General features: G+C 63.1%; 10 protein-coding genes. 8 read left to right on the top strand and 2 right to left on the bottom strand.

The annotated features are described in order from the left end of the window. Window positions 1-4,061 (top strand): cadherin domain-containing protein (locus GNK13_RS09820; protein WP_203329005.1); only part of this gene is annotated, 4,061 nt, incomplete at its 5' end. Window positions 4,062-4,107: 46 nt separating this feature from the next. Beyond that, entirely contained in the window at window positions 4,108-6,066 is a 1,959-nt protein-coding gene (locus GNK13_RS09815; RefSeq protein WP_164102327.1) for a GGDEF domain-containing protein, read from the top strand. Between the two features lie 129 nt (window positions 6,067-6,195). Here GNK13_RS09815 and GNK13_RS09810 read toward each other — a convergent pair whose 3' ends face one another. Continuing rightward, window positions 6,196-7,653 (bottom strand): sulfatase-like hydrolase/transferase, encoded by a 1,458-nt coding sequence (locus tag GNK13_RS09810; RefSeq protein WP_164102326.1) that lies wholly within the window; start codon window positions 7,651-7,653, stop codon window positions 6,196-6,198. Window positions 7,654-7,778: 125 nt separating this feature from the next. Continuing rightward, window positions 7,779-10,217 carry an efflux RND transporter permease subunit gene (locus GNK13_RS09805; RefSeq protein ID WP_164102325.1) on the bottom strand — a complete coding sequence of 813 codons (2,439 nt, stop codon included), beginning with the start codon at window positions 10,215-10,217 and terminating at the stop codon, window positions 7,779-7,781. Between the two features lie 37 nt (window positions 10,218-10,254). Here GNK13_RS09805 and GNK13_RS09800 point away from each other — a divergent pair, with 37 nt between their 5' ends. From GNK13_RS09800 to GNK13_RS09775, 6 genes are all read left to right on the top strand, one after another. Further along, window positions 10,255-11,820: a hypothetical protein gene (locus GNK13_RS09800; protein WP_164102324.1), complete on the top strand. Its 1,566-nt coding sequence runs from the start codon at window positions 10,255-10,257 to the stop codon at window positions 11,818-11,820. A gap of 106 nt (window positions 11,821-11,926) precedes the next feature. Then, entirely contained in the window at window positions 11,927-15,187 is a 3,261-nt protein-coding gene (locus GNK13_RS09795) for an organic solvent tolerance protein OstA (protein ID WP_164102323.1), read from the top strand. After that, window positions 15,187-15,546 (top strand): diacylglycerol kinase, encoded by a 360-nt coding sequence (locus GNK13_RS09790; protein ID WP_164102322.1) that lies wholly within the window; start codon window positions 15,187-15,189, stop codon window positions 15,544-15,546. The genes GNK13_RS09795 and GNK13_RS09790 overlap by 1 nt, the downstream gene beginning before the upstream one ends. 321 nt (window positions 15,547-15,867) lie before the next feature. After that, window positions 15,868-18,294: a neutral/alkaline non-lysosomal ceramidase N-terminal domain-containing protein gene (locus GNK13_RS09785; RefSeq protein WP_164102321.1), complete on the top strand. Its 2,427-nt coding sequence runs from the start codon at window positions 15,868-15,870 to the stop codon at window positions 18,292-18,294. Window positions 18,295-18,730: 436 nt separating this feature from the next. Then, window positions 18,731-22,606: a DUF7133 domain-containing protein gene (locus GNK13_RS09780; RefSeq protein WP_164102320.1), complete on the top strand. Its 3,876-nt coding sequence runs from the start codon at window positions 18,731-18,733 to the stop codon at window positions 22,604-22,606. Between the two features lie 175 nt (window positions 22,607-22,781). Continuing rightward, the gene (locus GNK13_RS09775) at window positions 22,782-23,870 is read left to right on the top strand and encodes a BPSS1187 family protein (protein ID WP_164102319.1); all 1,089 of its coding nucleotides are present in this window, start codon (window positions 22,782-22,784) and stop codon (window positions 23,868-23,870) included. The last annotated feature ends 69 nt before the right edge of the window (window positions 23,871-23,939 follow it).

Here is a 23,939-nt window from a genome sequence, read left to right as displayed (position 1 = left end):
CGGTCGGCATCACGGCTTCATCGGACGACGCCGACGGCACCGACTCGGTCAGCTACTCGCTCGACGACGACGCAGGCGGCCGGTTTGCGATCGACGCGAACACCGGCGTCGTCACCCTCGCTGCGGGACTCGACTACGAAACGAGCACCAGCCATAGCGTCACCGTTCGAGCAACCAGCACCGACGGCAGTTCGACCACCCAAAGCTTCACGATCAACGTCAACGACGTCGACGAGTTCGACGCTACGCCAGTAGTCGACACCAACGCGGCAGCGAATGAGATCGACGAAGACGCGGTGATCGGCTCCGCAGTCGGCATCACGGCCAGCTCGGACGACGCCGACGGTACCGACTCGGTCAGCTACTCGCTCGACGACGACGCGGGGGGCCGGTTCGCGATCGATGCGAACACCGGTGTCGTGACGCTCGCCGCGGGACTCGACTACGAAACGAGCACCAGCCACACGGTCACCGTTCGCGCGACCAGCACCGACGGCTCGTCGACGACCCAGAACTTCACGATCAACGTCAACGACATCGATGAGTTCGACGCCACGCCGGTGGTCGACGCCAACGTGGCAGCGAACGAGATCGACGAAGACGCGGTGATCGGTTCGGCTGTCGGCATCACGGCTTCATCGGACGACGCCGACGGTACCGACTCGGTCAGCTACTCGCTCGACGACGACGCGGGGGGCCGGTTCGCGATCGATGCGAACACCGGTGTCGTGACGCTCGCCGCGGGACTCGACTACGAAACGAGCACCAGCCATAGCGTTACCATTCGAGCGACCAGCACCGACGGCTCGTCGACCACCCAGAACTTCACGATCAACGTCAACGACGTCGATGAGTTCGACGCTACGCCGGTGGTCGATGCCAACGCGGCGGCGAACGAGATCGACGAAGACGCAGTGATCGGTTCGGCTGTCGGCATCACGGCCAGCTCGGACGACGCCGACGGCACCGACTCGGTCAGCTACTCGCTCGACGACGACGCAGGGGGCCGGTTTGCAATCGATGCCAATACCGGAGTCGTAACTCTCGCTGCGGGACTCGACTACGAAGCCAACACCAGCCATAGCGTCACCGTTCGAGCAACCAGCACCGACGGCTCTTCGACGACTCAGAATTTCACGATCAACGTCAACGATGTCGATGAGTTCGATGCTACGCCGGTAATTGACACCAACGCGGCGGCGAACGAGATCGACGAAGACGCGGTGATCGGTTCGGCGGTCGGCATCACGGCCAGCTCGGACGACGCCGACGGTACCGATTCGGTCAGCTACTCGCTCGACGACGACGCAGGGGGCCGGTTTGCGATCGATGCGAACACGGGTGTCGTGACCCTCGCTGCGGGACTCGACTACGAAACGAGCACCAGCCATAGCGTCACCGTTCGAGCGACCAGCACCGACGGCAGTTCGACGACCCAAAATTTCACGATCAACGTCAACGACGTCGATGAGTTCAATGCTACGCCGGTGATCGATGCCAACGCGGCAGCGAACGAGATCGACGAAGACGCAGTGATCGGTTCGGCGGTCGGCATCACGGCCAGCTCGGACGACGCCGACGGTACCGACTCGGTCAGCTACTCGCTCGACGACGACGCGGGGGGCCGGTTCGCGATTGACGCGAACACCGGAGTCGTGACGCTCGCCGCAGGACTCGACTACGAAACGAGCACCAGCCACAGCGTCACCGTCCGCGCAACCAGCACCGACGGCTCGTCGACCACCCAGAACTTCACCATCAACGTCAACGACATCGATGAGTTCGACGCTACGCCGGTGGTCGATGCCAACGCGGCGGCGAATGAGATCGACGAAGACGCGGTGATCGGCTCGACTGTCGGCATCACGGCCAGCTCGGACGACGCCGACGGCACCGACTCGGTCAGCTACTCGCTCGACGACGACGCGGGGGGCCGGTTTGCGATCGACGCGAACACCGGCGTCGTAACCCTCGCTGCGGGACTCGACTACGAAACGAGCACCAGCCATAGCGTCACCGTCCGCGCAACCAGCACCGACGGCAGTTCCAGCACTCGGTCCGTGTTGATCCAAGTACGAGACCAAAACGACAACGCTCCAGTCGTGACGCCCGGACAGATCCTCCAGATCGACGAAGCGGCGGCCAATGGCCAGGCTGTCGGTTCGGTACTGGGCACCGACGCCGACACCGTAGGAACCCTACAGAACTGGACGATTGCTTCAGGAGACCCGGACGGCATCTTCGCGATCGATCAGGCTACAGGGCTGATCACGATCGACAACAATGCGAACCTCGATTATGAATCGCGTTCGCAGTATGAGCTGGAAATCCATGTCTCCGATGGCGTTCAGCAATCGGCGACGGCGATCGTGACGGTGCAGATTCAGAACGTCAATGAAGCTCCAGTCCTCCACACGAACCAGTTGACGATCGGTGAAGGCGGGGCGGTCGTCCTTTCCGCCGCGGAACTGTGGGCGAGTGATGTCGACACGCCGAGCGGCACGCTGCAGTTCCAGATCACCTCGCTCAGCGGTGGCCATTTTGAACGCATTGCCGCCCCGGGACTACCGATCACGGAATTCAGCCAAAGTGAAGTCAGCTCCGGATCGATTCGCTTTGTCCACCACGGGGGCGAGAGCGCACCGAGCTACAAAGTCACGGTCAGCGATGGCAGTTTGACCGTCGGGGACACTCCCGTTGTGGTCGACTTCCTCAATCACAACGACGCGCCGACGGTGATCGTTTCCACCGCCCCGGTGGTCTATATCGAGAACGCTGCGGCACAGCCTGTCTGGGAGAGCGTCAGCATCGACGATCCAGATAGCTCGCTCCTCACCTCGGCCACGATCCGACTGGTCGGTTATGCCGGTGGCGAGGATCAACTCAATTTTACCGGAACCGAAGGGATCAGCGGGTCGTGGGACTCGGCCACCGGAGTTCTCACGCTGACCGGCGCCGCGAGTGCCGCGGAGTATCAGTCGGTTCTGGAGTCGGTCGTTTTTCTCAATACCAGCGAGACACCGTCGACTGCCGCTCGGTCGCTGGTGTTGAGCGTCAGCGACTCGATTGAAGATTCAGCGTTGTCCATCACTTCGCTCGAAGTGGTTTCAGTGAACGATGTTCCTGTGGCCGCGTCCGATTCCTATACAACCCGTTCGAATGAGTCGATCGTATTGGACACGTCCAGAGTCGTGGCCAATGATGTGGATATCGATGGTGATGCCCTGTTCCCGGTAATTACAACAGGTCCTCGCAACGGTTCCATTACGGTCGACAGCCAAGGGCGATGGGTTTACACCCCCGCACCCGGCTTCTTTGGCGTCGACGTGATTGAGTACCAGGCGAGCGACGGGCAGGATTCCAGCGAGGCGGTCAAGATTCAGATCGAGGTCACTGCGGTCGGTGGGAGTGGAAACTCCGGATCGAGCCCCACGCCGGTCGAGAGCGGCAACCCCAGCCCCACCAATGGGACCGAGAAACCGTCATCCTCCGGCGACTCCGCAGCCGATCGCGAAAACGAGTCCGACGCCCCGGCGCATCCGGCCGCAGCGCCACCTCGACTGCAGCAAAACGCAGCGACGCAGTGGATGGCGCCGACGAACGGGGCCGAGGATGCGAGCGGTGACGGTGGACGGGAAGAACGAGAGAACGGCGATGCGAGTGAAAACCCTTCGGCTACCCCCGCCTCACGCGATGAGAGCGAGCGAGAGACGCGAGCGGCCGAGCCGGGCAGCGGGTACACGCGCCTCGACGCCAGAGTCATGCAAGAGGTTCTGCGAACTGAAGTCCAGCAATCGATCGCCTGGGGGCGTTGGGACGCAGAGCACTCTGGTGGAAGCGAAGCATCGGGAATGGAGGAGTTTGCCGTCGGCTCGGTCGATGCCACGGCCGCCTTCGTTTCGATTGGTTATGTGATGTGGACGCTTCGGGGCGGACTGTTCGTGACCTCCATGTTCGGCAGCTTACCCGCTTGGCGAATGATCGACCCGACAAGTCTGCTGCTCGCCTACCGCAACCGCCAAGCGGACGCTGGCGACGCGATTGAAAACCTCGTCAAGTAGAAGAAAGTTGTTCCGGAGCGTCGCTTCGCGCGATGAGTTCCCTGCAGTGTTAAGAACGTATCTCGCATCGATTCGGGTCGCCGTGGCGCTGGTCTGCGTCGGGCTCAGCCTGATTCTCGCTGCTCAGTGGCTGGGGCTGATTCCCGATGCCACCGCGCTGCAGCTCCGCGCTCGCAGCCGCCAGTGCGAAGCGATTGCGATCAACGTCGCGGCCATGGTCCGCCAGCAGAAATGGCACGAATTGGAGGCGGTGCTGGCGACGATCGTCGACCGCGACGACGATCTCCTCTCGATCGGGATCCGGACCCAGCAGGGTCAGCTGCGATTGCAAACCGCCGACCACGAACAGCATTGGGTACTCGAACCGGATCCTTCCGCTCCAGACGCTACAGCCCCAGATGCTTCTGCGGAGAGCGGTGCGAAAGCGTCCCGCCCGGGACTCGCCCAACGGCTGATCAGCGGAGCCCGACCGATCGCTCAGGTCCAAATTCCGATCCAGCTGCACCGCCAGCCTTGGGGGCAGCTTGAACTGTGCTACCGCCATCATGCCTCGGGCGCCGATTTGCTCCACCATCCCCTGGCCCGATTGCTCGCTTTCTTCACCATCGCCGGCCTCTGCAGTTATACGTTCTTGACCGCGCGGATGATGGGACTGCTCAACGGCACGCAGGTCGTTCCCGACCGGGTTCGCAATGCCCTCGATACCCTCTCGGAAGGACTGCTCATCCTCGACGAGCGGAATCAGATCGTGCTCGCCAATCAGGCGTTTTCGGAGACCGTCGGAGTCGACGCCCAGGAGCTGAGCGGACGCTGCATCAGCGACCTGTCCTGGGTGGCCGATGATGGGTCCGCGCCTACCGTCTATCCCTGGACGACCGAGGCGGCACGCCAGGAGTCGCAAAACGATCAACGCATGCGGTATCGGCTGGACGACGACGGCCAACGGATCTTTTCGATCAACACCACTCCGCTCGCCTCGAACTCCGGTGGCAGTCGCGGGATGCTGGCGACATTTCACGATATCACGCCGATCGAAGAGCATCGCGCCGAGCTGGAAAATATGCTCACCATGCTCAAGAGCAGCCGTGATGAGATTAGCCGCAAGAACCGGGAATTAGAGATTCTGGCCACCCAAGATTCGCTGACCGGCTGTCTGAACCGAAGGGCTTTTTTCGAACGCTTCGATCGGGCCTGGGAAGAAGCGAAGGCTCAGGGGACTCCGCTCGCCTGCGTCATGATCGATAACGACCATTTCAAAAGCGTCAACGACACCTACGGCCACCATGTCGGCGATGAGGTCTTGCGGCAGGTCTCGGCACTGCTCCGCGAACGCCACGAATCGACCGATTTCGTCTGCCGGTTTGGGGGCGAAGAATTCTGCATTCTGCTCCGCGGTTGCACGCTGGAGGAAGCGCAGCAAGCTGCCGAACAGCTTCGCCAGGCGATCGAACAACTCCGATTTGAATCGCCAGCAGAACTGGTCACCACCGCCAGCATCGGCGTGGCTGAGATCAGCCAAGGCGCGGCGACTCCCCAAGAAATGATCAACCAAGCCGACGCCTGCTTGTACGTCGCCAAGCGTCAGGGGCGAAATCGCGTCGTCGTCTATTGCCCCGAATACGAACATGCCGCGAACGAGGAGGCCGCACCCGAAGCACGCGACGCGGTCCACCCGTCCGCTCGCACCGCCACCGCCGCGGCCTCTCCAGACCTGTCTCCCCAGCAAACCATCGCAGCCCTGCTGGCCGCACTCGCCCACCGCGACAGCGACACCGCCGAGCACAGCCGCCGCGTGGCTGTCCTCAGCCTGCGGTGCGCCGAAGGGTTGTTCGACCGGCGAACCATCGAACACCTGGGCAAAGCGATCGCTCCCGAGGCGGCTGCGTCCGATGCCGAATCCCCATGGACAGCGCTGCTCGACACGACCACCGAACTCCTCGAACTCTGCCAGAGCCCAAGCGATCCTGCCCCTACCTCGGCCGACGCGAAGTCGTTGGAGAATTAGGCTCGGTCAGAAAACCCAGTGAGTTCCGTCTTTTGAGCCGTAGGCGCTAGCCTCGGGCCTTCGCACGCCCGGAATCTCCGCTGCAGCACCCGCGGCTAGCGCCGTCGGCTCAGGATTTTCTGACAGAGCCTAATCGTTTAACGGCAAGCCGAAGGCGTCGGTGTTAGCCACGAAATCCAACTCCAGATCGTCCCCAAGCTCCTTCTGCAACGCTTTGAGTTGACGATAAAGAGTCTGGATCAGCGGCTTCGAGCTTTCCTGCTCGGCCAGATCCCGCAGCTCCTGCGGATCGTCCTGCAAATCATATAACCGCACGCGTTCGGCTTTGGGATAGACGATCAGCTTGTAGCGCTCGGTGCGAATGCTGCGCTGCAAGTCGAGATACGCTCCATAGATCGCCGGATAGAGCGAATGAGTCTCGCCCGCGAGCAGGGGCAACAGACTGTGAAACTCGACGTGGTCGGGTTTGTCCAGCCCCGCCAATTCGAGCGTCGTCGGCATCACATCTTGCAGATAAACTGGAGTCTCGATCGTGGCTCCACTCGGAACGCCGGGCCCGACGACCACGAAGGGAACGCGAACACTGTGATCATATAAATTCTGCTTGCCCATCAGCCCATGCTCGCCACAGGCCAGCCCATGGTCGGCGGTAAAGAAGATCCAGGTATTGTCGGCTTTGCCCGAGTCTTCGAGCGCGTCGAGAATGCGGCCAATCTGTGCGTCCATGTGAGTGATGATCGCGTAATACTCCTGGCGGTGGATCTGCACATCGTGCGGAGTTCGCGGAAACGGAGCCAGCCGTTCGTCGCGAAGCGATTCGCCGCAGCCGATCGCGTCTTTGAATGGGTAGAGCGACTGAAAGCTGGCGGGGACCGTAATTTTCTCAGCCGGATAGCGATCGACGTACGCCTGGGGCGACTGCCTCGGATCATGCGGGGCATTGAATGCGATATACATGAAGAAGGGTTCGTCGCGCTTGCTCGCGTCGGCAAGGAAATCGGTGGCATGATTGCCGACGACTTCGCTCCAGTGCGTTCCCCCTTCCCAGTAACCACCATACCGCGGGTCCGATGGCGACCATCGCTCGCGGGGATCTTCCGCCGGGTGTCCGTAGCCGGCTTCGGTTTGCTTAGGCATTCCGCCTCGAACGTCGGCAACCACATCGAAAGACAGATCCGCTTTGGCCGGAACGTGCCACTTGCCAGTCATATAAGTCCGGTAGCCGGCCTGCTTCATCAACTCCGACCACCACCGTCCCTCCGCCCGCTCGCGATCGGCGGCCCGATAAATCTCATTGGCCCTCCACACCGAACGGCCCGAGTTGAGCATCGTGCGGCTGGCGACGCAGACCGCTCCGCTCCACGATCCCATGTTGAAGCTGTGAGAAAAAACCGTCCCACGCCGGGCCAACCGATCGAGGTTCGGCGTCTCGATCTCTGAGTTGCCGAGGGCGGCGATTGTCGAAAAGGATTGGTCGTCGGCAAACACGAACAGGATGTTCGGCGGTTCCTCGGCTCGCAATTGTGTGGCGGCCGGTCCCATCCAGCCCAATGCGAGGGCGGCAAGTAGCAACAACGGTCTTATCATCGGTACAAATCCCTACAATCTATCCGTGTCCCTCGACATTCATCCGGCAACGATCGTCGATTCCTTCGGGATGGGAAAAACAGTCGCCTTCGGCTTGCCGTTAAACGAGGAGCAATCTCCCAGGTCTACCGTTCGCCGGCGGGACGTGAGGACCGCGGTACGAGATGAATTAAGAGCAAGGGCAGAAGCGTGAGGTTTGCCGCGGTTCCGGCGGCCAGGGCGGCGGTCACCAGCACGCCGAAGGTCACCGTCGGAATGAATTCGCTGGTCGACAGGATGCTGAACCCAAGCGCCAAAGCGATCGTGGCCAGCAGCACGGGTAACCCAATCCGGCTCTGAGCATACTGCACCGCGCGGAGCGAGCTGGCACCCCGACCGCTGGCAGCACGCTCTCGGGCCGCCAAATAGCTGAACACGAAATGGATCGAGCCGTCGACCGTCAGCCCGATCGAAACCGCCGCAATCATCGCCGCTCCCATGTTCACGCGGATCCCCAGCAACCCGAGGATCCCGAGCACGGCTAGGACCGGCAGCGCGTTGGGAAGCATGCAGATTGCCGCCAGCCGCAGCGAACCGGTGGCCACCGCCATCATCACAAACACCGCCGCGGCAGCGATCGCCAAACATAGCCATTGGTCGCGGAGCAGATTCTCGATCAACCGAGCTAGCAGCACATAGTAACCGGTCACGCGGCCACGAGTCTCGATCTCCCCCAAACCGCTCGACTCGTCCCCACTCGCTTCACCCGCGTTGGCTCCGCTCGAAGGGCTCGCAGCGAGCAACTGCCGCCACTGGTCGGTGGAGGTATGGGCGTCGACCTCGTCGCTCACCGCGGCGATCAGCGCCAGCTTTTCGGCCGCCGGCAACCGCTCGGGGCTGCGCAGCATGATCCTCAAATACCGCGGCTGGCCCTCCTCCGGCGGCGTCAACAGGGCATCGACAAACGCGGGGATCGCCGCCCGCATCCCCGCGATCCGCACCGTGGGCGTCGCCAGGGCCAGCAGCGGAGCGGAGGCGGCGGTCTCTTCGGCCCCCGCCATGCTGAGGACCTTCGTCAGCCGCGCCGCCACCGCCCCTTCTCCAGCTGGTGAGGCTCCGGCTGGTGAATGGGGAGCGTCGATCTCGATCTGCCGCAGTCGCTCCTCCAACTCGCGGACGCTGGCCAGATACTCGGCCGACAACTGCCGCGGGGCGGGAAGCACCACGTCCCAAACCCCCGCGCCGCCAAACTGCGACTCGACCATCGCATAGCCTTGGGCCAAATCGCTGGTCGCGCGGAAGTTGCGAATGAAGTTCGTCTCGGTCTGCAAGCGAACCAGCCCGACTCCGGTTCCGATCCCGATCAACAGCGTGACGACGGTGACGAAGCGACGGCGGCGATCGAGCCAGACCAACAACCGCACGAGCGAGCGGCCAATCGCTCGATCGACGCGGCCGGCGGGAGCCCAGGCGGGATGGGGCGGCAGCAGCATTAGCGCCGGCAAGATCAGGAGGATCCCGAGCAAGACCATCGCGGCTCCGAGCGTCATCATCAATCCGAACTCGCGGACGGGCCCGACCTGCGAAACCACCAGCGCCGCGAAACCTGCCGCATCGGTCAGGCAGGCCCAGAACACCGGGGGCAGAACGGCCGCCAAGGCCGCATGGGCCGCAGCCTCTGGAGCATCCCCCCTCCGCCGCCGGATCCGAAAGCGATTGGCGATGTGGATCACGCTGGCCACCGCAATCACGGTCACGATCGCCGTCAGCATCGAGGAAACCATCGTCAGCTGGAGTCCCCAAGCGACCGCCGCGGCACGAGTCAGGACGACCGCCCACCCGATCACCGCCAATTCAGCGATCACCCAGCGAAGCGAACGGAACATCAACAAAGTGGTCAGCGCCAGCAGGATCACCGTTGTCGTCGAAAGCCGATGTCCATCCTCCTCCACCAGCTCGAAGCCTTCGGCCATCAAGACCGGTTCGCCGACCAGCGCCAGCGGTCGGTGGACGGCCGGCAATCCGCTGGCAATCCGCCGCAGCTCGGCAACCGCATCGCCATGCCGCTCGGGGTGAGCCGGATCGAGCATCGCGACGACCGCGGCAAAATCCCCCTCGCGGTCGTGGGTGTAATCGGCGAACAATTCGCGAAAGCCTTCGGCGAGTCGATCGTCGCCGAGGATCGCCGGCGCTTCCGACGCTCCGCCGAACCCCAAGATCCCCGCCGGTCGCGTGCTGGCCAGCGCGTCATTGACTTGAGCTAAGGAGAGGACGCCGAACACGCCGGGAACTTCCGCGGCCTCGGCGGCTGTGGCGCGAGCGCGGGCGAGCCCCTCGGGAGAAAAGAGTTGAGGGTCGCGATAGACAAGCATCGCCACGGCGTTTCCCCCAAATCGACTCCGCAGCAGCTCGTAGGACTCGACGGAGGGGTCCGAGCGGGGGAACATCTGTTCGATGCGGCGGTCGAAATCGAGCCGCATCGCAGGCCCGAAGGCGAGCCCCAAGGCGACGACGGCGACCGCCAACAACCACCACCGGCCAGCGATTAAAAAAGCAGCCGCGCGGGAGGCAGTCCGGGAAGCCATGCGAGAAGCGTTAAAATAGGGGCGGTGGAGAAAACGGATGAATCAGGCTCAGCAGCGACTGGAGTGCCAATCGCGGCGATGGACCGGTGCGGTGATCGTTGCAAGCGTCGCAGCGGTCGTCCGCGGTGCGGTGATCGCCGCGGCGTTGCTTGGCGTCGGCCCACTCGACCACCTCGGCGAAGATCCCGACTCGTACCGGGAGATCGCCCAAACGCTCGCCGAGAGCGGCACGTTTGGAATTACCGCCGAAGCCGGCCCCGTCGATCCTACCGCGTTCCGGCCACCACTCTACCCCTGGCTGCTTTCCTGGGGGGTCGCGGATGGTCAGCTCGGCAACGCGGCGGTCGGCTTGCTGCACTGGGTCGTCGGCGTACTGACGTGCCTCGGCGTCTACGCCACGCTGCGTCGGATTCAGGCCACCCCTTGCCGCAGCGAGACTGGGACGGCGGCTGAGAAGGATTCGCGGCCGGGCGAGCGGTTGGCGATCGCCGCCGGCTGCCTGACGGCGATCGACCCGTTGCTACTGATGCAATCGACGCTGGTGATGACCGAAACGCTAGCCGCCGGCCTCGCCGTCGCCGCCTGGTGGGCCGCCACGAAGGACTGGGCGGCCAGGGAAGAATCGCAGGTCCGTAATTACCCTCCCCCCGGGAGGGCCGGGCTCTCAGGCCCGGGGAGGACCACCACGACGATCGGCACCCAGCACGCCGAACCGCAAAAGCCCCTCCCCGCTCGTCCCTCGCGACCCTCCCAGGGGGAGGATGACGCAGCGGATTTTCGGCGTTCGTCTCGAGCTTGGGGTTGGCCGCTGGTGGTGGGAGTCTTTCTGGCGGCTGGCTACTTGTGCCGACCGGTGTTCGCCGTCTGGATCGTGCTCTGGGTCGGCTGGTTGGGTGTGAGTTGTCTTGGGAAAGCGCACCGCCGCTGGGCCGCCCGGCAAGCGATCGCAATTCTGGCGGTGTTCGCCGTCACCGCCGCCGGCTGGATGGCTCGCAACTATCAGACGATTGGCAAAGCGGTTTGGGCGACAACGCATGGTGGCTATACGTTGCTACTCGGCAACAATCCCTACTTCTATGACTATCTCGACTCCCGCTCGTTTGTCGAAGCAGCGTTTTGGGGTGAAGCCTGGGACGCCGAGCCGTTTCACCGCGAGTGGGCGGCGCGGCTCGAGCAGCTGTCGGCCGCCTCAGGGGGCGAAGATTCGGAGTTGGCCGCCGACCGGCTGGCCAGCGAGTGGGCCAAGCAGGAGATTCGCCGGCAGCCCGCAATGTTCCTCTACGCCTCGCTGGTCCGCGTCGGCCGCTTGTGGTCGCCGGTGCCACGCGTGGGAGGCCGGGTGGGGCTGGCGAGCTGGGCGACTGGCGCTTTCTATGGCGTCCTGGGGATCGGCGTAATCGCGGGGCTTTGGCGATTGCGGCGACAGCTGTTCGATCCCGCCTGGGCTCCTCCACTGCTGTTAATCGTGGCGGTCACGGTGGTGCACGCGGTCTACTGGAGCAATCTCCGCATGCGGGCCCCGGTGATCCCGATGGTGGCGGCGATCGCGGTGGTGGGATTTTCAAAAACACCGCTCCACATTCGCAATTCGCGGCGGTGTTGATGTTGTGACAGCGGCGGCGGGATTCCTATACTCCGCCGCCATTTTGGGATTAAGCCATGGCGCCGGCCGTTCGCGAGCGATTACCGCTCGCGGAGAGGCCTGCGTCGTGATTCGCGCTCGAGCAGCGGTCAGGACGACCGGTTGCGGAGTGGAGTTGGGCAAGGAAGCAGGATCAAACGACGCTCGACGGAGCGACTCGCCGCAGCGAGTCCGCCAACCGCTCGCCGCCGCGCTCGTCGCAGGCGTCGTCGTTGCCGTTTTGCTCGGAGTGACCGCGACCCCGGGGAGCGAATCCGCCCCGCTGTCGGCGCTCCAAACGACCGCCGGAACGCTTCAGCTCAGCGGTGACAGCGTCTGGAGATGGGACGATCCGGCTGGCGATGCGTACCTGCTCGAAGGCCGCTGCCGCGTTGAACGAGACGGCGTGCTGATCGAATCGGACCGCGTGCTGGCGATCGTCTCCCGCAGTTCCGATCCGCCTCCGGCCGATTCACGTGTAGGAGCGACCACCCAAGCAGCGGCAAACGCCCGCGGCTTCCGCGTCGCCCTGAGCGTCCGCGGGGCTGGCGGTCGCGAATCGAGCGTGCTGCTGCACGTTCCCGAAAAGCCGCACCTGGCAGCCCCCTGGTACCGCGGCCGCCCGGCCCGGATTCCTCCGGAGATCGAGCCGCTGCACGCTGCGCTGCAAACTCCCACGCCGGCCGGTCGCGCTGCCCCGGGCAACCTGGCTGCCCTGGGCGACCTGGCTGCGCTGGGCGACCTGAATGCGCTGAATGCCCCAAAAACTCCGGGGACGCCAGGGGCTCCGGGAGGCCCCGTGCAGCCCGTGCAATTCCAGCAGCCGCTGCCGACCGACACGCCTCCGGAGCGCAACGGAGCGCTCGGCAACAGCGGAATGCAGTTCCTGCTCGGCGGTGGCTCGCGAAGCATTGAGTTCGCCCCTCGCTCGGCATCGTCTCCGGCCCAACTGAACACATTCCCCGACGTCGCCACCGGAGAAATGGTGGTCGTCCTTCGCGGGGGAGCGACGGTGCTGGTTCGCGACGTCCAAGCGTCGTTTGGCGACGGGTCGCTGATGGATCTGGGGACGATCTCGATCTCGGCGGACCACGTGGTCGGTTGGCTGCCGCCGATGAGCGGCTTGCTGAGCGGCGAATCGACGCTCTCCCAAGCCGAGGGCGAACTCTACCTCGAAGGGGACATCGTCTTTCGCCAAGGCGACCGTGTGATCTACGCCGACCGGATGTATTACAACATCGCCCACGAATACGGGATGATCTTGTCGGCCGAAGCGATCACGTCGATCCCCGAATACGAAGGTTACGTGCGGCTCAAGGCGGACGTCCTGCAGCAGGTCTCCAAGGGGGAGTTCATCGCCTTCGGTTCGGCCGTGACGAGCAGCCGGCTGGGAGTTCCTCGCTACTGGTTGCAGAGCGAACAGGTGCGATTCAGCGATCGCGAAGTGCCGCGTGTCGATCCGCTCACCGGCCAAAGCTATCTGGCGAACGAGCGGCAGGTGAGCAGCACCGACAACACGATTTTTGTGGGCGGGTTCCCCGTTTTCTATTGGCCCGTTTTTTCGAGCAATCTGGAGAAGACGAATTTCTATCTGACCGGGCTGAGGGTCCGGAATGATGATATTTTCGGCGCCCAAGTTCTCGCCGATTTCGACGTCTTCCAACTCTTTGGCGTCGACGCTCCACCCGAAGGCGTCGACTGGACCCTTTCGACCGACTATCTCAGCGAGCGGGGGCCGGCGCTCGGAACCACAGTCAATTATTCGGTTCCCTCGCTGCTCGGCATTCCGGGTCCAGTCACCGGCTATTTCGATGCCTGGGCGATCGACGACAGCGGGCTCGACACGCTCGGTCTCGACCGTCGCAGACTTGAGCCAGAGGAAGACATCCGCGGCCGAGTCCTGCTGCGGCATCGCCATTATCTACAGAATGATTTTGAATTGATCGCCGAGGTCGGGCTGCTCAGCGACCGCAATTTTCTTGAGCAGTATCTGGAGAATGAGTGGGACCGCGACAAGGACCACGACACGCAGCTTCGGCTCCGCAAATACCACTTCAATCAGCTCTTTGATTTGCACGCGAAGGTTCGCGTCAATGATTTCTATACCGACACGAATCGGCTCCCCCAGTTCGATCATTATCTGTTAGGCCATTCGTTCCTGACCGAGCGGATCAACTGGTCGGCGCACAATCGCGTGGGATATGCGAATTTGGAAGTGGCCGATGCCCCGGAGACGGCGGCCGAACAAGCGAAATTCACCACGCTCCCGGGCGAGGCGGATCGTGAAGGCTTGGTCGCTTCGACGCGGCATGAGTTGGCCGCTCCGTTCACCTTGGGCATTATGAAGCTAGTCCCCTACGTTTCGGGTGAGGCCGCCCACTGGGGTGAAGACATCAATGGCGAGGAGCTCACTCGGCTGCTCGGCCAAGGGGGCATCCGTGGATCGATTCCCGCTTGGCGACTGTACCCCACGGTCGAAAGCAGTCTGTTCAATATCCGCGGCTTGGCTCATAAAACCGAGCTCCGCGGAGAACTCTTCTATGCCGACGCATCGGAAAATTTCGAGCAGCTGCCGATGTACGACCAGCTCGACGACAACGCTCAAGAACAGTTCCGACGGCGGTTTATCTTCAATACCTACGGCGGCGTGCTGCCTCCCGAATACGACCCCCGGACCTACGCGTTCCGCCAGGGCATGCAGCGTTATGTGACGGCGCCGAGCACGGAGATCGCCGACGATTTGGTACAGGGACGGATTGGGCTCCACCAACGTCTGCAAACCAAACGCGGACTACCAGGTCGCGAGCGGATCGTCGATCTGGTGCGGTTCGATGTCGAGACGCTGCTGTTTCTCAAAGAAGAGGACGAAATGAACTTTGGCGAAACGATTGGTCCGACGCGGTACGACTTCCGGTACTTTGTGGGCGACCGCGTGACCCTGCTCAGCGATGGCTATTTTGACTTCTTTGAAAACGGTTTGCGAAGCACCAGCTTTGGAGTGATGAGTAGCCGACCGGGATTGGGCGACGTGTACCTCGGCGTCTTATCCTTGCAAGGTCCGATCGACAGCACCGTGCTGCGGGGGAACATCGATTACCGCTTGAATGAAAAGTGGATCGTCTCAGCCGGAGCGACGTTCGACCTCGGGGAGATCGGCAACATCGGCCAACAGTTCGCGCTGACGCGGATTGGAGAATCGGCGCTGCTGCGAATGGGGCTGACGGTCGACGAAGGTCGCGACAACGTGGGTTTCCAGTTCATGGTCGAACCGCGGTTCTGGCCGAGCCGGCGGTTGGGCGAGCTCGGCGGCAAATTGATTCCACCGCCGGGAATCGAAGGGCTCGAGTGATGCTCCAGCACTGGACCCGGAAGTTCCGCTGCGCCATTCGCGGGGTCCGCTGGGGCGTCGATAAGCAGAGCAGCTTCCTGGTTCACCTACCTGCCGCCGCGGCCGTCGTGCTCGCCGCGGCGGTGCTCGGCGTGGCAGCGTGGGAATGGTGTGTCCTGCTCCTCTCGATCGCGATCGTGGTAGCGGCCGAACTGTTCAATACAGCGATCGAAGGGCTGGTCCGCCGGCTGCATCCAGAGCGGCACCCCGAGATCGGACGCGTGCTCGATATCTCCGCCGGCGCCGTCCTGGTCACCGCCCTCGGAGCCGCCGCGGTCGGCCTGATCGTGCTCGGCGGCGCCCTCCTCCGCAGCGCGTGAGCCTACGTACGTCAGTCTTTCCAGGCTGACTCTCCCCCCATCACCCTCCCCCCGGGAGGGTTGGCCTCTCAGGGCCGGGGAGGGACCGGTAGACGCTCGCATGATGAGTGCATGTGACCCTTTTTGCTCGACGAATTGGCTTCTTTTCTAACGGCTCCATCGAGAGTTCGTGCCGAAACCCATTGCCCTCCCCGGGCCTAAGAGCCCGACCCTCCCGCAAGCGGGAGGGTGACGATTGTTCGTGTGGCTCCTCCGCATCGAGTATGCTCTTAGCTGACCGCGATGCAGCTTTTGCCCCCGTTTTCGAGGAGTCCTGCCCCGATGATCGATCGGATACTTCCCTGCTGGTGCCGCACCTTTGCCAGCCTGCTCACGCTGGTCGTCGTCTTCACGGCGACGGCTGAGGCGGAATGGAAAGCGGGTGTGGCGGAAGCGAACATCACGCCGACCGAGCCGATGTGGATGTCCGGCTATGGCTCGCGGAACCATCCGGCCGAAGGCAAGCTGACCGATCTGTGGGCCAAGGCGCTGGTGATGGAGGATTCGGAGGGGCACCGGGCGGTGCTCGTCACGCTCGACTTGGTCGGGATCGACCGGGGCATTTCGCAGCGCGTCGGTGCGGCGCTCGAGGAGCGGTATGGATTGCCCCGGCGGTCGGTCGCGCTCTCGACCAGCCACACCCACTCGGGACCGGTAGTCGGCGAAAATCTGAGCGCGATGTACGACCTGGACCAGCAAGGCTGGAAACTCGTTTCGGAGTACACCTCGCGGCTCGAGCAGCAGATCGTCGAGACCGTGGGCAAGGCGATCGAAAACCTGGCTCCCGCCGACTTGGCCTGGACTGTCGGCCGAGCCCACTTTGCCGTCAACCGCCGCAACAACACCGAGGCGAAAGTCCCCGAGCTGCGTGAAGCGGGCCAGCTGCAGGGACCGGTCGACCACGACGTGCCAGTGCTGGTCGTCCGCCGCGGCGGTGACAAAACGCTTGCGATCGTCGCTGGCTACGCCTGCCACGCGACGGTCCTTTCCGGCTACCAGTGGTGCGGCGACTGGCCGGGATATGCGCAGATGGAGATCGAGGCCCGGCACCCCGACGCGGTGGCGATGGTCTGGGCGGGATGCGGTGCCGACCAAAACCCTCTGCCCCGTCGCCAGGTCGCCCATGCCGAGGGCTACGGCAATCAGATTGCCGACGCGGTCGACGCCGCCTTGGCTCAGCCACTCCAACCGATCGAAGGTTCGCTGAAGACGGTTTATGCCGAGATTCCGTTGCCGCTGTCGGAGATTCCCGACCGCGAGGAACTGATGCGACAGCTCAAGGAGGGAAACCGCTTTGAGATCGGTCGCGCTCGCCAGTTGCTCGAGGAGCTCGACGAAAAGGGCGAACTGTCGGAGACTTACCCGTACCCGGTCCAGACCTGGCGGCTCGGCGACGGCCCGCTGTTCGTCTTTCTCGGCGGTGAAGTCGTCGTCGATTACGCGCTGCGGCTCAAGGCGGAACTCGGTGCCGGAGCGACCTGGGTGGCCGGCTACAGCAACGACGTGATGGCCTACATCCCCTCGCTGCGAGTGCTCCGCGAAGGGGGCTACGAGGGTGGCGGCTCGATGGTCTACTACGGTCTGCCGAGTCCTTGGAGTGAGGAAGTCGAAGAGATGGTGGTGGCCGAAGTCCGCCGCCAGGTTGCCGAAGTCGGCGGTCCGCCAGCCGACAAGTTCAGCTCGCTGCCGGCTCGCCCCTATCCCGACCACAGCGATCTGACCGTTTACCTCGACGACCAGAACCAGCTGCAGCCAATCGATTCGGCCGAGGATTGGGCCCAGCGGCGGGAGGACATCCTCGTCGGGATGCAGCATGCGATGGGGCGGCTGCCGCAGCCGTCGGAGCTCGAGCCGCTCGACGTCGAGGAAGTTTCGCGTGACGAAGGCCCCGGCTACTCGCGGCTGAAGATCACCTACCGCGTCGATTCCGGGCCGCGAACCACGGCTCATCTCTATCTGCCCAATGATCTGGAACCGGGTCAGCGCCGCCCCGGCATCTTGGCGCTGCATCCCACGTCGCCGCTGGGCAAAGGCATTGTCGCTGGCGAAGGCCCGCTGCCGAACCGCAACTATGCAGTGGAACTGGCCCAGCGAGGCTACGTGGTCTTGGCTCCCGATTATCCGTCGTTCGGCGACGATGCGGATTACAACTTTCACCTTGATCCGTATGTCTCGGGATCGATGAAGGGAATCGTTAACCACATGCGTGGGGTCGATCTGCTCTCGGCGCGGGAGGATGTCGATCCCAAGCGGATCGGCGTCATCGGCCACTCGCTCGGTGGTCACAACGCGATGTTCGTGGGCGTGTTCGATCCCCGCATCGCGGCCGTGGTGAGCAGCTGCGGCTGGACCCCGTTTGCCGAATACTACGAAGGCAAAATCGCTGGCTGGACGAGCGACCGATACATGCCACGGCTTCGCGAAATCTATGGTTTGGATCCCGCGGCAGTCCCCTTCGATTTTTATGAGGTCGCCGCGGCGATCGCCCCGCGGGGATTTTTCTCCTGCTCACCGGTCCGCGACAGCAACTTTGAGGTGGCGGGCGTCAAAAAGGCGGAGCCGAAAATCCGGCAGGTTTACTCGCTGCTCGACGCCGAGGAGAACTTCGTCGTTCGCTATCCCGAAGCCGAGCACGATTTTCCGACCGAGACGCGGATGGAATCGTATGAGTTCCTCGACCGAGTGCTCGATCACGAGCCGACGAAGTAGGCACAGATGGGCAGCGTGGCACCCATCAGCCGCAACGCGCTAGCGTCCGGTTTTCATGGTGTGTTCGGAAACCGGACGCTAGGCTCTGTCAGAAAACCTGGAACGACACCCTCCCCCCGGGAGGGTCGCGAGGAACGAGCGGGGAGGGTTTCCGCAGCGGTGAGTTTCACTTGGGGCTATCGTTAGGGCTTGCTCTCTCTCCCCTCGCTGACGCTCGACCCTCCCGGGGGGAGGGTGATGACAGGTCGTGCGACTTGTGTAGAGACCAATGCCCGGCGGGAGGGTATGGGTTGAGAACTGTTTTCCGACCAACGCCTCGGCCCTGCCTGGTTTGAATTAGGATTGAGTTTCCTTCCCGCCCCGGGGCTGCACGCGCCCTCCCGCCTGGCCCCCACTCTCCTCCTTTCTTCCTTCCCAAACTGATCTGAGTCTCGCGATGCTCAAGCCCCGTTTGGCGATCGCCCTTGCGTTGCTGGTGTTCGTCCCCGCTATATCCGCCGGACCGCCTCGCGCAGCGGCCGCCGATGCGCCTGCCGCGGATCCTCAAGCGAAGGGGGGCGACGCCGAGCCTCGTCCCCACGTCGTCCTGATGATCGGTGAAGCCGAGTACGAAACGGCGGAGACGCTGCCTGCATTCGCCGCCCAAGCGCTCGAGCCGAATGGGCTTCGCTACACCGTCATCCACGCCGATGAGCAAGATCCGAACCGCTTTCCGGGAATCGAAGCGGCTCTCGAAGAGGCCGACCTGTTGCTGCTCTCGGTCCGCCGCCGGACGCTGCCCGAGAGTCAGCTGGCGGCGGTTCGCAGCTATCTCGATTCGGGGCGACCGCTCGTGGCGCTGCGGACGTCGAGCCATGCCTTCGCGCTCCGCGACGGTGAGCCTCCGGCGGGACACGTGGAGTGGAAAGATTTCGACCAGCAGGTGCTCGGCGGCAAGTACGAAAATCACTATGGCAACCGCAGCGGCACCGACGTGACGAGCGCACCCCACACCGAGCGCCACCCGATCATGGCCGGAGTCACGCAGCCCAATTTCCATAGCGCCGGCACGCTCTACCGCTCTCGAGGCGTACCGCAGCGGAGCATTCTCCTGCAGGGGCTGACCACCGACCAAGGCCAGATCGTCACTGAGCCCGTTGCCTGGACTCACACCTATAAGAAAGGGCGAGTCTTCTATACCTCGCTCGGCCACCGCAAGGACTTCGAAGTCCCCGCCTTTCGCACGATCTTGACCAACGCCGTCTTCTGGGCGCTCAACCGTCCCGGCCCGAACGCCGAAGCGCATCGCTTGGCTCTCGAGCAGAGCACCGGCGAGCGGAGCAAGCTGAACGAGGACGCCGCGGCTAGCGCGGAAGTCCTCGAGATGATGAAAAACTTCAAAGGCAAGGGAGAGATCGGTGACGATTCGAAACCGACTCCGCCCCAGCAAGCGGTCGAACAATTCCAACTCCATCAAGGCTTTGAGATGGAGCTGATCGCGGCCGAGCCCGAAATCGCTCAGCCGCTCTTTATGACGTTCGACCATCGCGGCCGGATGTGGGTCGTCCAGTACCTCCAGTATCCATTTCCCGCGGGGCTAAAAGTTGTCGAATACGACCAATATTTGCGAGCCGTCTTCGATAAGGTTCCCGAGCCGCCACCGCATGGCGTTCGCGGTGCCGACAAGATCACCGTCTTGGAAGATACCACCGGAGATGGCAAGTTCGATAAATCGGCCGACGTCATCACGGGACTGAACATCACCTCGTCGGTGCTCGTCGGACGGGGCGGAATCTGGGTCCTCAATCCACCGTACCTTCTGTTCTATCCCGACAAGGATGGGAATGACGTTCCCGACGGAGACCCGAGCGTCGAGATCAGCGGGTTTGGCTTGGAAGATACCCACTCGGTCGCCAACAGCATGCAGTGGGGCCCCGACGGCTGGATCTACGGCGCCAACGGCTCGACGTCGACCGCCACGATCCAAACCGCTGCGACCAAGGATTTGCACTTCAAGGGCCAGTGCATTTGGCGGTTCCACCCGGAGACAAAAGTTTTTGAAATCTTTGGCGAAGGAGGCGGAAACACCTTCAGCTTTGAATTCGACGCCAAGGGACGAGCCTTCAGCGGCACCAATCATGGCTCAACCCGCGGCATGCACTACGTCCAAGGCATGTATGGGGAAAAGAACTTTGGGAAGCATGGACCGTTGACCAATCCCTACGCTTTTGGTTATTTCCGCCACATGAAGCATGAAGGCTACGACGAACGTTTTCCCCAGACTTTTTTGATCTATGAAGGGGCGACATGGCCTAAGGAATACGACCATCAAATCGTGCACGCCAACTCGCTGCACAACCGCGTGCAGGCGTCGGCGATGTTCCGCGACACCTCGACGTGGCGGACCGAAGACACCGATCTGCTCGTCCTGACCCCCGACCGCTGGTTCCGCCCGGTGGACCTGAAAGCGGGTCCCGACGGCAATGTCTATATCGCCGACTGGTACGACAGCCGGCTGTCGCACGTCGACCCCCGCGACAACTGGCATAAGAAATCGGGACGCATCTATCGACTCAAGTCGGAAGGTTCAAAACCCGCTCCGCGGTTCGACCTGACGAAGCTCAGCAATGACGAGTTGCTCGAGATGCTCCGCCACGAAAACAAGTGGTTCCGCCAGCAGACCCAGCGGGTGATCGGCGACCGCCGCGATCCGTCGATGCTGCCCAAGCTGACCGAGTGGTTGCTGGAGGAATCCGATCAGATCGCCCTCGAAGCCCTGTGGGGGATTTATCAGATTGGTGGCCTCGACGACGCGCTCACGCTGCGGGCACTCGATCACGAGGATCCGCACGTGCGTCGCTGGGCCGTCCGCTTCGTCGGCGACGCGCACGAAGCCTCGCCGGAAATCGCCGCCAAGCTTCGCGCGATGGCAGCCCAGGAGCCGGACGTCGAAGTCCGTTCGCAACTGGCGAGTTCGGCCAAGCGTCTGCCGCCGCCGGTCGCCGTGCCGATGATCCGCGGGTTGCTTGAGCGCAGCGAGGATTTGCAAGATCTGCACCTGCCGCTGTTGCTGTGGTGGGCGGTCGAATCGAAAGCCGACAGCGGCCGCGAATTGCTGCTCGAGATGTTCCGCGATCCCGAAGTCTGGGAATTGCCGATCGTCGAACAGGCGATCACCTCGCGGCTGATGCGGCGGTACGCCTTGGCCGGCGCGGAAGAAGATTTTGTCGCTGCCGCACGCTTGCTGGAAATGGCACCGAGCGGCGAGCACAAGCAGCGGTTGATGGTCGGGCTGGAAGAGGCTTTTGAGGGTCGCGTCGCGACTAACCTGCCGCCGCAGTTCCGCAAAGCGCTCGCCGAGTACCAAGCGGCGGCCGGCAGCCTGAACGTCGCCCTCGGCTTGCGGCTGGCCGATCCCGAAGCGATTCCGCCGGCGCTGGCGACCGTCGCCGATCCCCGAGCGCCCGCGGCCAAGCGGCTGCAGTACATCGAGATCCTCGGGCAGATCAAAGCCGAAGCCGCGGTGGACGTGCTTCTCGAAACGCTTCGCACCTCGCCGCAGACCCACATCCGGCGAACCATCCTGACTGCGCTCTCCAGCTTCGAGGAGCCGCGGATCGGAGCCACGGTCGTCGAGCTCTGTCACCGCGACTCGGGAGTCGACGAGGAAGTCCGCGCGGCCGCTTATGAAATGCTCAGCAGCCGGCCGGAATGGACGCGGATGCTGCTCGAAGCGGTCGACGCCTCCCGCATCAGTCGGCAGTCGATCCCCTTCGAGTTCATCCAAAAGATGGGCATGCACGAGGGTTCCGAAATCGAATCGCTGCTGGCCAAACACTGGGGCCAGGTGCGATCGACGCCCGCTGAGAAGCAGGAGCAAATCGACCGCCTCGCCGAGGTCATCGGCTCGGGCAGCGGCGACCTTGCAGCCGGCAAGCAGTTGTTCACCAAACACTGTGCGACCTGCCACAAGCTGTTTGGCGAAGGGGCGGAAACCGGCCCCGACCTGACCGGCTATGAGCGAACCAATCTGGACTTCATGCTGCTGGCGATGGTCGATCCCTCCGCCGGAATCCGTGAGGAGTACACCAACTTTATGATCCTCACCGACGACGGTCGAACGTTGACTGGCTTCCTAGGCGACTCGAACGAGCAGACGGTTTCGATCAAAGGCCTCGACGGACAGACGCAAACGCTGCCTCAAGAGCAGGTGGAAGTTTTGCGAGCCCTGCCCGTCTCGATCATGCCTGAGAATCTGATGACCGAGTTGAGCGACCAGCAGATTCAAGATTTGTTCGCCTACCTGATGAGCAACCCGCCGCCGCGGAAGTGAGCGGAAGAGTCAGCCGGGGAACGCGAGCTCTAGATCTCGCCCCTATCGCCATCAGCCGCCACGCGCTAGCGTCCGGTTTCCACGAGGTCTTCGGGAACCGGGGGCTAGCGCCCGGCGGCTGATATTGCACAACCATGCAGAGCTTAATTTCTCTACCACCAACCTCCCTTTCAGCATGACTCGCATCCCCACCATTTCTCCATCTCACCGCTTTCTCACTGCTGGCCTGCTCGGTTTCGCTCTAACCTCGGCCGCAGCCCCCGCCGCGGCTCAGCGTCCGCTGGTGTTTGATGATCCCGAGCAGCAGCGGTATCAGCTCACGGCGCGGGCCAGCGAGATCGATCCGCGAGCCCAAGCCCACCCGGAGATCGACTTTCTGATCGACGCTCCCGACGGTTCGCCGGCCGACGTCCAGCATGCTTCGGTCGATACGCGAGTTGCACCACGCGGCAAGTTGGTGATTTGGTTGATGGGATACAACAGCCAACTTTTTGAGCGGCTCAATTCTTATGGGCTGCATGCGATCCGCCCCCATTATGCGAATCGTTGGTTCTCGATCTGCTGCCAGGAAAAACCTGTTGGTGAACACTGTCGCGGGAATCTGAGACTCGAAGCGGCGACCGGGGAGGATTTCAGCGACGAAGTCGCGATCCCCAAGCCGGACGGGATGATGGAACGGGCCTACCGGTTCGTTCGATGGCTCGACCAAGAGAACCCGCAAGGCGGCTGGGGGCACTTTCTGACCGCCGACGGCCAAGGGCTGCGGTGGGAAGACGTGATTATGGCGGGCAGCTCCCACGGTTCGACCACGGCCGCGCGCTTTGCCAAGCATCAAAAGGTCGGTCGCGTGGTGATGCTGTGCGGTCCCCGCGACCAGTATCAGAGCTGGCAATCGCTCCCGTCGGCCACTCCCGAGAACCGCTACTTTGGTTTCTCGCACGTGCTCGACGGTGGCTGGACCGCCGATCATTACTGCCGCAGCTGGGAGCTGATCGGGCTGCACGAGTTTGGACCGATCGTGAATGTCGACAAGGCCGAGCCGCCCTACGAGAACACGCGGCGACTGATCACCGACTTCGACGTCAACGGCGACGCCCGGCGGGCCCACAGCTCAGTCGTGCCGGGCCGGAGCGCCAAGCCGGGCGAGCAAAAAGGCCAGTACGCTCACGAAGAGGTGTGGCGGTATCTATTTACCCACGACGTCGAGCAAGTGGGCGACGCTGTGCCGCTGGATGCCTCCTGCGAGAAAGACCAGCGGCAGTAGCCGCAGCGGCATCGCGCTTTCGAGCCCAGGGGACTAGCCCGGATTGCTCACGCGTTTGAAACGAAGCGT

The sequence above is a fragment of the Candidatus Laterigemmans baculatus genome, assembly GCF_010367455.1.
GTDB lineage: Bacteria > Planctomycetota > Planctomycetia > Pirellulales > Pirellulaceae > Laterigemmans > Laterigemmans baculatus.
The sequence above is the reverse complement of the archived record's forward strand: the minus strand, read 5'-3'. Positions and strand labels throughout refer to the sequence as shown.

Coding starts and splice junctions, on each gene's coding strand:
- GNK13_RS09810 (WP_164102326.1), bottom strand. CDS start 7,653: ATGATAAGACCGTTGTTGCTACTTGCCGCCCTCGCATTGGGCTGGATG.
- GNK13_RS09805 (WP_164102325.1), bottom strand. CDS start 10,217: ATGGCTTCCCGGACTGCCTCCCGCGCGGCTGCTTTTTTAATCGCTGGC.
- GNK13_RS09800 (WP_164102324.1), top strand. CDS start 10,255: ATGAATCAGGCTCAGCAGCGACTGGAGTGCCAATCGCGGCGATGGACC.
- GNK13_RS09790 (WP_164102322.1), top strand. CDS start 15,187: ATGCTCCAGCACTGGACCCGGAAGTTCCGCTGCGCCATTCGCGGGGTC.
- GNK13_RS09785 (WP_164102321.1), top strand. CDS start 15,868: ATGATCGATCGGATACTTCCCTGCTGGTGCCGCACCTTTGCCAGCCTG.
- GNK13_RS09780 (WP_164102320.1), top strand. CDS start 18,731: ATGCTCAAGCCCCGTTTGGCGATCGCCCTTGCGTTGCTGGTGTTCGTC.
- GNK13_RS09775 (WP_164102319.1), top strand. CDS start 22,782: ATGACTCGCATCCCCACCATTTCTCCATCTCACCGCTTTCTCACTGCT.